The following is a 10,207-nucleotide window of genomic DNA, read 5'->3' as shown; positions in this document are numbered from 1 at the left end:
CCTTGAGGCTATTGGCCTGTCGCCGTGTCAGTGGATGCGCATTATAGGCAAGTTAAGATTTAGCGCAAGGGCTTTTAGTGATAAAAAAGCAAAAAAAAGATCGCATGATGATCTTTTCATCAAATACGATCTTTTTTAATCAATCCAGGTGTGATTAGTCTATTAAGTAAGCAACCTTATATCACTATCGTTAGACTTTAATTGCAATTTATTGAAACTGTCGTAAAAACTCAACAGCGTTTTCATCATCCCAATCGACATAAGTACGCACATAAGCAACCAATTCACCTTCTTTATTTAGAATAAAGGTCGCTGGTATGGTGTCTAGTGGAAATACTTCTCGTAAATTCTGTCTTGGGTCGTAATAAGAAGTAAAAGCACCTAGACCAATAGAATCAAGGAAAGGGCTAACTTGCTTCTTGCCTTCTGCATCAATAGAGATTGGCATCAACACATATTCGTCTTTACTCAGTGTTTTCTCTAATCGATTTAATGCAGGTAGCTCTCTTACACACGGAGGACACCAGGTCGCCCACATATTAATGATAACAACTTTGCCTTTATGGGCTTCGAAATCAACTTCATTGCCTTCGGCATCATTAAAACCAATGTGTGCAATAGGAAACGGCTGCGCTAATACATTTATCTTATCAAGTGTTGATTGACTAACATGCTGTTGCTGTTTTTCCATTCCAGGATATGCATTAGCGGTAAAACTTACCGCTAATGCACCAAGCATGATCAATTTGATCATCTTGTTCATTTTTCATCTCGCTGTTGCTTGCTTGCTAATAAAGCGGCTAACTCGTCACGATCTGTGTCAGTTAACTCTTGCTCCACATTTGCTGCTTTACCACGTTGTTTACGAACAACAACCAATGCAATGTAAAGTGCAATAAGCATTAGTACAAATGGGCCAATCCATAGAATGTAGGTCTTAGGATCTAATCTTGGCTTATATAGTACAAAGTCACCGTAACGACTTGTCATAAAATCTACTATTTGATCATCACTCTTTCCTTCGTCAACCATGGTGTAGACTTCAAGACGGAGGTCTTGGGCTACTGGCGAATTAGAATCGATCAAGTTCTGATTTTGACACTGTGGGCAACGTAAAGAGTGCGCTAAGTTCAACGCACGCTTTTGGTTATCGATAGATTTAAATTCATAAGTATCTACTGGCGTTGCCATCACATTAAAAGCTAAAACTAAACTTGTCATCAAGCCAACAAGTATTTTCAATGTTTTCATTATTAAACTCCGTCTTGTTTAGCTTCAGCTTGTAACTGTTGGATCATTGGGTAGAGTGTTTCACTCCAGACATTACTATCAACTGGCCCCGCGTAGCGGAAACGGATTATACCGTTATGGTCAACAATGAAACTTTCTGGTGCTCCATATACCCCAAGGTCTAAACCTAAACGTCCATCTTTATCAAAAATGTTAAGCGTGTAGGGATCGCCTTCACGACTTAACTCACGTATTGCTGGCGCACGCTCATCTCGATAATTAACACCATAAATAGGTAAAATATTTTTACGCGCAAGCATCATTAAAAAAGGATGTTCGTATTTACATGCCGGGCACCATGTAGCCCAAACATTGATCATCGACACTTCACCCTTTAAATCAGCTTGCGTTAACATTTCACCCGGCGTTTCAAGGCGTTCAAGTTGGAAAGCCGGTACCGGCTTTCCTTCTAGTGCTGAATCCAGCTTTTGTGGATTTAAGAATAACCCCTGATAAAGAAAAACTCCCATCCCCAAAAACAATACCAATGGTATAAACAGCACCAACTTTTTCATACTTTCTCCGATATATTAAGCAGTGGCTAATTTTGCTTGTTCTGCTTCTTCTTTAGCAGTTTTAGCTTCTTTAACGCGGTAACGCTTGTCTGATGCAGCTAAGAAACCGCCGACCATCATAAAGATTGAACCAAACCAAATCCAACGAACAAACGGTTTATAGTTAAGACGTACAGCAAATTGAGTCATGCTCAATGGATCACCCATAGTCACATATAGATCACGGAACAAGCCCCAATCAATACCTGCTTCAGTCATATCCATCGTACGTACATTGTATTGACGACGATCAGGTCTTAACAATGTAACAAATTCGTCATCGTAATAAACTTCAATCTGACCTTGTTGCGCGGTGTAGTTAGGACCAACCACGTTTTTGGTTTCAATATAGTTGAAGGTATAACCCGCTAACTCTTCACTGAGACCAGGGCCCATACGAACACTTTTCTCAATCGAGTAGTTAGACACCATAGTGGCACCAACAATTGATACGGCAATACCTAAATGGGCAATAATCATCCCCATTTCACTACGGCCTATCTTGTTAAGGGTGAACTTACCTTCTTTGTCAGTTACTAGGTTATATGCCGCTCTGAAGGTTGCTAGTGCTACCCATGTCGCAGCAGCAATACCGAATGCAACCCAAAGGTTCATTTCGTTACCAGCGATAAATGGTGTTGCCAAACCAACAATTGCAGCCACAATCGCAGGGATCATAAGTTGGCGTTTAATCTCACCCGCTTTAGATTTTTTCCAGCGAATGATTGGGCCAATTCCCATGAAGCCAAACAGTACAAGTACAATTGGTACAAATACAGCGTTGAAATATGGAGGTCCTACAGAGATTTTGCCCATACCTAATGCATCAATTAGCAATGGATATAGCGTACCAAGTAGTACAGTACCTGCTGCAACAGTTAATAACACATTACATACAAGTAAGAAGGTCTCTTTAGATTTGAGTTCAAACCTTGCAGGACTGCTCATTTGACTTGCTCTTAACGCAAACAAGGTCAAGGAGCCACCAACTGCGAGGCCAAGCAAGAGCAGAATAAACATACCACGGCTAGGATCGGCTGCAAATGAATGCACTGATGTTAAAACACCTGAACGAACAATAAAGGTACCTAGCAAGCTTAATGAGAAAGCGAATATTGACAGTAATACGGTCCAGTTACGGAATGCGCCACGTTTTTCAGTCACAATAAGTGAATGCACTAACGCTGTACCGATTAACCAAGGCATGAACGATGCGTTTTCAACTGGATCCCAGAACCACCAGCCGCCCCAGCCAAGTTCGTAGTATGCCCACCAAGAGCCTAACGAGATACCGCCTGTTAGGAATACCCAAGCTGCTAGTGTCCAAGGACGTGACCAACGAGCCCAAGCAGAATCTAGACGACCACTCATAAGCGCAGCAATAGCAAATGCAAAGCTAACTGAGAAACCAACATACCCCAAGTACAACATTGGTGGATGGAAGATTAAGCCCACATCTTGCAACATTGGGTTTAAATCTCGACCTTCCATCGGCATTGGGAAAATACGCTCAAATGGGCTTGAAGTGATTAGCATGAATAAAGAGAAGCCAACAATGATCATTGCTAATACCGCAAGAACACGTGCGATAAAGACTTCTTCCATACCTTTACTGAACAATGCAACTGATGCAGCCCAGACAGATATAGAGAATACCCAGAATAGAAGTGACCCTTCATGGCCACCCCACACTGCTGCAATCTTAAAGAAGATTGGCAATTGTGAGTTTGAATGATGTGCGACATAAGCCACAGAGAAGTCATCAACGGCAAAACTATAGCCTAGGCTGATAACTGAAAGAGCGATGAAAAAGAACATACCGTAACAAATCGGCCAAGCATATCTTACGAGATACTGGTCCTTACGGGCTGCACCAATTAACGGCACGGTCATTAATAGCATGGCAAATGCCACACCTATAATGAGCGAGAAGTGTCCAAGTTCTGGGATCATGGGTATTCCTCAGTGTGATAAAAGTTGGTCCGAACCTAATCAAACCAACGCATAACTAACATAATGCTATATATCAGCTACATTAACATTAGCTAATACGAATTTTGTTATATTTTAGTATTTGCTGTTGTTTATGTCTGCCTATTTCATGCAAAACTGGGTCACTAGTCTCATTCTCAAAAAAATAGAGATTGAAAACACACAGTTATAACAGCTAAGCCTATGACTAAAAAAGTTCATTTAAGTTTCGTTTGATTTCAAAGGTGGTTATTTATTTGTGAACCAGTGCCCAACTATAAGGATTCTGACTAAGTAAAATCGTATATTACTGTTCAATGAATCATCTTTACGTATAATCTAGCACTCAAGTTAGGCGGCAGTTCCGCTTTATTTTTTCAGCAACCTAAAAGTGAATATTGAAACAATGACCACATTTTGGATATTTATTGCGCTTGTCGTACTCATCAGCTTAATGCTGATTTGGATCCCTCATTTTCGTCAGCAAAAAATGCTATCTGCTGAAGAATCAGGCGTACGTAAGCAAACTAACCTTGAACTCTTCAACGAGCGCGCAGGCATTTTAGCTAAAGAACTTGAAGAAGGCTTGCTTGATCAAACAGAGTTTGACGCGCTTAAAAAAGAACTAGAAATTGGCCTTCTGCAAGATATGAAGATTGCAGGTGACGATTCTTTAGATACGAAATTAAAAGCAAAAGGGATCTTATGGCCATCAATTATGACCGTTGGTGTCTTGGCTGTTTCAGGTTACTTTTACTCAACCCTTGGTGCATACCAGGAGTTAGCTACCCCGCCACAAGCTGAAGCTTCGCCACATCAAGGTATGAGCAATGAGCAGATTATGGCTCAACGTGTACAAATGATGGAGCAGCAAGTTCAAGCTGAGCCAGAAAACAGCCAAGCTTGGTTTAGCTTAGGTCATGCTTATATTTCAGCAAACCAGTTTGATCATGCTGTTGCCTCTTTTGATAAAGTGATGGAATTAGTTGGCACAGCTTCTGAATTATTAGGCCCTAAAGCGACGGCACTGTATTACAAAAATGGTCAGCAAATGAATCCTCAGATTCAAGCGCTTGTTGATCAATCTTTAGCTTTAGATCCAAACGACCCTTCTACATTGTTGCTTGTCGGTATGGATGCGTTTTTCACTGCTGACTATCAAAGCGCAATCACAGCGTGGCAATCTATTTTAGATAGCGATCGTAAAGATGTGGATCGCACTGCACTTATGAATGCTATTGAATCTGCCCAAATGCGTATTCAAGCTGAAACGGGAGTGATGCCAAACGATAGTACTCATAACCCAATGGCAGCAGCTACAGCCGAAGCAGGTATTAAAACTGTAGATGTCGCGATATCAATTGCTCCAGAGTTAGCCGATCAAGTTAGCTCTTCAGATATGGTATTTATCTTCGCCCGTTCAACTCAAGGCCCTAAGGTACCTTTAGCTGCGACCAAAATAAGTGCCAACAGTTTACCTGTAACGGTGACACTTGATGACACTACTTCAATGGGTGGCGATGTAAAACTAAGCAGTGCTGCAAATGTAGAAATTATCGCAGTGCTATCAAAACATGGCAGTGTGAAGGCGCAACCTGGTGATTTAAAAGGTATCGTTGCATCTGTTGCTGTGGGTAAAGAAGCTAAACTATTACTTGATACAGTGGTTCAATAATCCACTATCAATAAATAGACATAAAAAAACCGGCTCTTAAGCCGGTTTTTTTTATTGAGCAACCTAAAATTACTTAGACATAAACTCAATAGCGTTTTTGTAATCTTCATCAGTACAATCAGTACACATTCCACCTGGTGGCATTGCATTTAAACCTGTTTTGACTGTTGCAACTAATGCATCAAGACCTTTAGCTAAACGTGGTTCCCAAGCTGCAGCGTCGTGAGTCTTTGGTGCACCAGCAACTCCCATGCTGTGACATACTGTACACGCTTTGTTATAAACCGCTTCGCCATCTTGGGCAAAAACGTTTGAAGACAAAGTCAACGCGGCAACTGCAGTCATTGCTAATAATTTTTTCATGTTCATCGTTCCTAAATGCAAATAAATTAACAGCTCAACGCCACCTTTTAATGAAGGCAGACTTATAAATCGCCATCAGATTACTACAAACTTCAATAAAACTCACCTTTTTGTGACAAGAATCTCACCTTGGCGTCCAAATGAAGACAATAAGCTAAGATAAAGTAATATATTAGAGAATCATGAAAAAGTTCACATAAGATGTATTTTATTGGAACCACTTCAAATACCTAGCACATAGATGAGCTGAATGCTAAACCGCTAATTGTGTTTATGTTAATATAAAATTATATTCATCTTTAACAGTGATAATGAGGGCTAAGTGACAGAAAACATTCAACGGCCGACCTTAATAAGAGCGAATGAGTTAACCTGCATTCGCGAAGATCGCATTCTGTTTGACGAATTGAGTTTTGAAATTAACGCTGGTGATATTGTCCAAATTGAAGGCCCAAACGGTGCCGGAAAAACCAGTTTACTACGCATAATAGCCGGACTTTCAAGGCCATACGCTGGTGAAGTCGAATATATCGATACCGATATCACACAATGCCGTGATGAATTTAATGAAGATTTACTTTACCTAGGTCACTTAGCAGGTGTTAAAAGTGAGTTAACAGCAAAAGAAAATCTTAACTTCAATTTAAGGTTAAGTGGTTATGATGACTTTGATAGTTACGATATATTAGCCAAAGTTAACTTAGGCGGTTTTGAAGAAGCCCTAGCAGGACATTTATCTGCAGGTCAGCATCGTCGCACCGCATTAGCAAGACTGTGGCATACCAACAGTCGTATTTGGATTTTAGATGAGCCATTTACCGCCATTGATAAAAAAGGTGTTGAAGAACTAGAGCAATTATTTATTCAGCACACTAAAAATGGGGGTTGCGTGATTATGACAACTCACCAAGATATGGGCATCATTACTGATGATGTGCTTCGTAAGGTAAAACTAGACTATCGTTTCGTATAAGGTACAACAATGAAAAGAGGCATAAGTTACACCCAAGCATTTATGACATTGTTGCATCGGGATCTAAAAATCGCCATTCGACATCGTGGTGATATTTTTAACCCGTTATTATTCTTTGTACTGGTAGTGACATTGTTTCCGCTAGGCATTGGCCCTGAACCACAAGTATTATCACGTGTGGCACCAGGCATTATTTGGGTCGCAGCCCTACTAGCATCGATGCTGTCATTAGAGCGTTTATTTAAAGCCGATTTTAGTGATGGCAGCTTAGAGCAAATGTTGCTCAGCCCACAGCCATTATCAATATTGGTATTGTCAAAGGTATTGGCACACTGGATTTTAACCGGTGTACCATTAATATTAGTGGCACCTTTACTTGCAGTACTGCTGCATTTAGATAGCAATAGCTATGGCGCGCTAATCTCGACACTAGCAGTCGGAACACCAGTATTGTCCCTTCTTGGGGCTATTGGTGTTGCATTAACTGTTGGATTACGCAAAGGCGGTGTACTACTAAGCTTGCTAATTTTACCGCTATATATACCTGTTCTCATCTTCGCTACAAGTGCGATTGATGCGGCTGGAATGAATTTACCCTACACAGGTCAACTTGCTATTATTGGTGCAATGTTGGTCGGTTCATTAGTTATGGCACCATTTGCAATTGGTGCTTCATTAAGAGTGAGTACAAACTAAATGTGGAAATGGCTACATTCATACGCTGATCCAGAGCGTGCATACAAACTAGCATCAACCCTTTTACCTTGGTTTGCATTTTCTGCCATCTTATTTATAAGTGTCGGAACCATCTGGGGAATGCTATTTGCCCCAATGGATTACCAACAAGGCGAAAGTTTCAGAATTATTTATATCCATGTACCAGCTGCCTCAATGTCTATGGCCGCGTATATGGCTATGGCATCCGCTTCATTTGTCGGGATTGTATGGCAGATTAAAGCAGCCGATTGGGTTGCAGCCTCAATTGCACCAATAGGCGCTGTAATCACCTTTATCGCCTTGTTAACTGGTGCTGCATGGGGCAAACCTATGTGGGGCACTTGGTGGGTATGGGATGCACGCTTAACATCAGAACTGGTGCTATTATTCTTATACCTAGGTGTAATCTCTCTTTACGCTTCATTTGAAGATAAAGTACTTGCAGCTCGTGCAGCAGGCATTTTAGCAATCGTTGGTGTAATTAATATTCCAATTATTAAATACTCAGTTGATTGGTGGAGCAGCTTACATCAACCTGCGACAATTAAAATCACTGAAAAGTCATCAATGCCAATGGAAATGTTAGCACCGTTACTTATCAATATCGTCGGTTTTGGATTAATGATTGGTGCAATCACTTTGCTACGCTACAAAGCTGAGATTTTAGCTAGAAATGGAATGCGTCCTTGGGTTAGAGAATTAGCAAAAGCGGAGGCATCGAAATGATACAGTTCGAATCATTTTCTGAATTTTTAAATATGGGCGGTTATGCATTCTATGTATGGTTGTCATACGGTGTTACCTTCGGAAGCTTAGGGACGTTACTATTCTTGAGCCTTCGTCAAAAAAGATCCGTCTTACTCGAAATATCTAAAAAGATGGAACGAGAAGACCGCCTTAAAGAAACTAGGAGTAGCAGATAGTGAATTCAAGACGCAAAAAGAGATTAACACTGGCAGTCGCATTAATTGCAGGTGTTGCCGGTATCGCATCATTACTAATATATGCGCTAAATTCAAACTTAAACTTATTCTATACTCCGTATGAAATTGTAAACGGTAAACCAGATACAGGTGACAAGCCTGAAGTTGGTCAACGTATACGTGTAGGTGGTATGGTGACCTTAGGCTCAATGGTACGTGATCCTGATAGTTTACATGTTGAATTTGCCATTCATGATATTCTTGGTGGCGAAATCATCGTAACATTTGATGACTTGTTGCCTGATCTATTCCGTGAAGGACAAGGTATTGTTGCACAAGGTGTATTAACAGAGCCTGGCGTATTACAAGCAACTGAAGTACTTGCAAAGCATGATGAAAATTACATGCCTCCAGAAGTTGCTGAAGCCATGGGCCAAAGCCATGAAAAATTAGATTACTCTGAGCAAACTCAATCCGAAGGTTATAAATACAACTAATCCAAGATTAAGTAGCGACCATACGAAATTTAAGCTTCATCCGTAAGCTAATCACCATGTAAAGCACTGACCATAATTGGTCGGTGCTTTTTTATTTGGCTTGCGTAATTAAAGTATAGGAAGTCAACTATGAGTTTAAGTTTACTGTTGCCCTCAAACAACCAAGAGTTAATGTTTAACCAAAAAGTTGTAATAATCAATCCCTCTGCATTAGCCGCAATTCCCCCCCAAAAAACTATAAAGTGCTAATTACCCGGAAAATGATAACCCTAGCCTCTGCGCACATTTAAACGGACTTATATTAACAAAGTACACTAAACCCTATATTAATCGTAATAAGCTGACTGGAAGCTTTTAAATAGCTCTCAAGCGATTATATTTCTAATACCTACAGCGCATGAATAGCTAACTTACCTATTAGCACCGCACAAAACCCTTCTTTAAAAAAATCCCTTAAACAAAACTATATTCTGCATTGGAGCAAACACCAATGCCAAACCAGGCTGCAATTGATATAGTTGACTTGAATACCTTTTTTAGCAGCTAATAAAAAGAAGTGTTATTTCACTGCTTAATAAAATCTAGAATGAATCAAAATAAATCTTAAAATTAGCAACTAGGGTTTAAATAACAGGTAAATCACTTTCGTTGTCCACTAGATTCTGAGCCTAACAAGCCGGGACACTTGGTGATAAAGACTTAGGTGGACTCGTTTAACATGTGCTACTTGAAAAAGATAACTGGTTTTAAGCACACGTTTAGTGGCTTTATAAACAAAGACGCAGAACCCTTTAACGCTGCCAACTAACTTAAACAGTTAACCTTTCATGGCTAGTAAACCAACTTATGTCACCAAAAAATGACACAACTAAATGGCTACAGTCAAAACTGATTACAGCAATGCAAATGACAATTTAGCTATTACAGAAAGCTTCGTAAACAACTTTCAAAGCAGTTTAACTGACTTAGGTTCAGATGATTAACAATTACAACTGGGTAGTTTGCGAGTAAATCTAAGCTAATTACGAGAAGCTAATTACGAGAAGCTAATTACGAGAAGCTAATTATTCATTTTGTTGTGGATTTACGAGTCTTCAGTCAGCAGCGAACTATTTTAAATTAATGGAAGCTCTATGCTGCTAGCCAGGTAAGCCAGGTAAGCCAGGTAAGCCAGGTAAGCCAGCAAATGCAGCAGATCCAGAACATGAAGCTCTGGGAGCTCGGGGAGGTATGCGAAGAAAGAC

General features: G+C 40.2%; 11 protein-coding genes. 6 read left to right on the top strand and 5 right to left on the bottom strand.

Annotated elements, in window-relative coordinates:
• Positions 1–208: 208 nt before the first annotated feature.
• Genes Q4546_RS18770 through Q4546_RS18755 form a run of 4 tightly spaced genes read right to left on the bottom strand, consistent with a single transcriptional unit; the run spans position 209 to position 3,797 of the window.
• A complete protein-coding gene (locus tag Q4546_RS18770) occupies positions 209–763 on the bottom strand; it encodes a TlpA disulfide reductase family protein (RefSeq protein ID WP_102440372.1) in 555 nt (184 codons plus the stop codon).
• Complete coding sequence (gene nrfF, locus Q4546_RS18765; RefSeq protein ID WP_303446830.1) at positions 760–1,251, bottom strand: heme lyase NrfEFG subunit NrfF; 492 nt, start codon at positions 1,249–1,251, stop codon at positions 760–762. Before nrfF ends, Q4546_RS18770 begins: the two co-directional genes overlap by 4 nt.
• Before the next feature lie 2 nt (positions 1,252–1,253).
• On the bottom strand, positions 1,254–1,805 hold the full coding sequence (locus Q4546_RS18760) for a DsbE family thiol:disulfide interchange protein (protein WP_102440374.1): 552 nt from the start codon (positions 1,803–1,805) through the stop codon (positions 1,254–1,256).
• 15 nt (positions 1,806–1,820) lie between these two features.
• The gene (locus tag Q4546_RS18755) at positions 1,821–3,797 is read right to left on the bottom strand and encodes a heme lyase CcmF/NrfE family subunit (protein ID WP_303446829.1); all 1,977 of its coding nucleotides are present in this window, start codon (positions 3,795–3,797) and stop codon (positions 1,821–1,823) included.
• A 424-nt stretch (positions 3,798–4,221) separates the two neighbouring features.
• Between Q4546_RS18755 and ccmI the strand changes: the two genes are divergently transcribed.
• Positions 4,222–5,490, top strand: coding sequence for a c-type cytochrome biogenesis protein CcmI (gene ccmI / locus Q4546_RS18750; protein ID WP_303446831.1), 1,269 nt, complete (start codon positions 4,222–4,224; stop codon positions 5,488–5,490).
• A 69-nt stretch (positions 5,491–5,559) separates the two neighbouring features.
• Here ccmI and Q4546_RS18745 read toward each other — a convergent pair whose 3' ends face one another.
• Positions 5,560–5,853 carry a cytochrome c5 family protein gene (locus tag Q4546_RS18745; protein ID WP_076543207.1) on the bottom strand — a complete coding sequence of 98 codons (294 nt, stop codon included), beginning with the start codon at positions 5,851–5,853 and terminating at the stop codon, positions 5,560–5,562.
• A gap of 322 nt (positions 5,854–6,175) precedes the next feature.
• Between Q4546_RS18745 and ccmA the strand changes: the two genes are divergently transcribed.
• Genes ccmA through ccmE form a run of 5 tightly spaced genes read left to right on the top strand, consistent with a single transcriptional unit; the run spans position 6,176 to position 8,963 of the window.
• Positions 6,176–6,826, top strand: a complete 651-nt coding sequence (ccmA, locus tag Q4546_RS18740) for a cytochrome c biogenesis heme-transporting ATPase CcmA (RefSeq protein WP_102477113.1) — start codon at positions 6,176–6,178, stop codon at positions 6,824–6,826.
• 9 nt (positions 6,827–6,835) lie between these two features.
• A complete protein-coding gene (gene ccmB, locus Q4546_RS18735; protein WP_076543209.1) occupies positions 6,836–7,522 on the top strand; it encodes a heme exporter protein CcmB in 687 nt (228 codons plus the stop codon).
• On the top strand, positions 7,523–8,269 hold the full coding sequence (locus Q4546_RS18730) for a heme ABC transporter permease (RefSeq protein ID WP_102477112.1): 747 nt from the start codon (positions 7,523–7,525) through the stop codon (positions 8,267–8,269).
• Positions 8,269–8,466, top strand: coding sequence for a heme exporter protein CcmD (gene ccmD / locus Q4546_RS18725; RefSeq protein ID WP_102440380.1), 198 nt, complete (start codon positions 8,269–8,271; stop codon positions 8,464–8,466). Before Q4546_RS18730 ends, ccmD begins: the two co-directional genes overlap by 1 nt.
• Positions 8,466–8,963: a cytochrome c maturation protein CcmE gene (gene ccmE / locus Q4546_RS18720; protein ID WP_102440378.1), complete on the top strand. Its 498-nt coding sequence runs from the start codon at positions 8,466–8,468 to the stop codon at positions 8,961–8,963. Before ccmD ends, ccmE begins: the two co-directional genes overlap by 1 nt.
• The last annotated feature ends 1,244 nt before the right edge of the window (positions 8,964–10,207 follow it).

This window comes from Shewanella sp. 4_MG-2023, assembly GCF_030548015.1.
In the GTDB taxonomy this organism is placed as follows: Bacteria; Pseudomonadota; Gammaproteobacteria; order Enterobacterales; family Shewanellaceae; genus Shewanella.
The sequence above is the reverse complement of the archived record's forward strand: the minus strand, read 5'-3'. Positions and strand labels throughout refer to the sequence as shown.

Excerpts from the sequence above, each read along its gene's own strand:
- Q4546_RS18770 (WP_102440372.1), bottom strand. The coding sequence starts at position 763 with ATGAACAAGATGATCAAATTGATCATGCTTGGTGCATTAGCGGTAAGT.
- nrfF (WP_303446830.1), bottom strand. The coding sequence starts at position 1,251 with ATGAAAACATTGAAAATACTTGTTGGCTTGATGACAAGTTTAGTTTTA.
- Q4546_RS18760 (WP_102440374.1), bottom strand. The coding sequence starts at position 1,805 with ATGAAAAAGTTGGTGCTGTTTATACCATTGGTATTGTTTTTGGGGATG.
- Q4546_RS18755 (WP_303446829.1), bottom strand. The coding sequence starts at position 3,797 with ATGATCCCAGAACTTGGACACTTCTCGCTCATTATAGGTGTGGCATTT.
- ccmI (WP_303446831.1), top strand. The coding sequence starts at position 4,222 with ATGACCACATTTTGGATATTTATTGCGCTTGTCGTACTCATCAGCTTA.
- Q4546_RS18745 (WP_076543207.1), bottom strand. The coding sequence starts at position 5,853 with ATGAAAAAATTATTAGCAATGACTGCAGTTGCCGCGTTGACTTTGTCT.
- ccmB (WP_076543209.1), top strand. The coding sequence starts at position 6,836 with ATGAAAAGAGGCATAAGTTACACCCAAGCATTTATGACATTGTTGCAT.
- Q4546_RS18730 (WP_102477112.1), top strand. The coding sequence starts at position 7,523 with ATGTGGAAATGGCTACATTCATACGCTGATCCAGAGCGTGCATACAAA.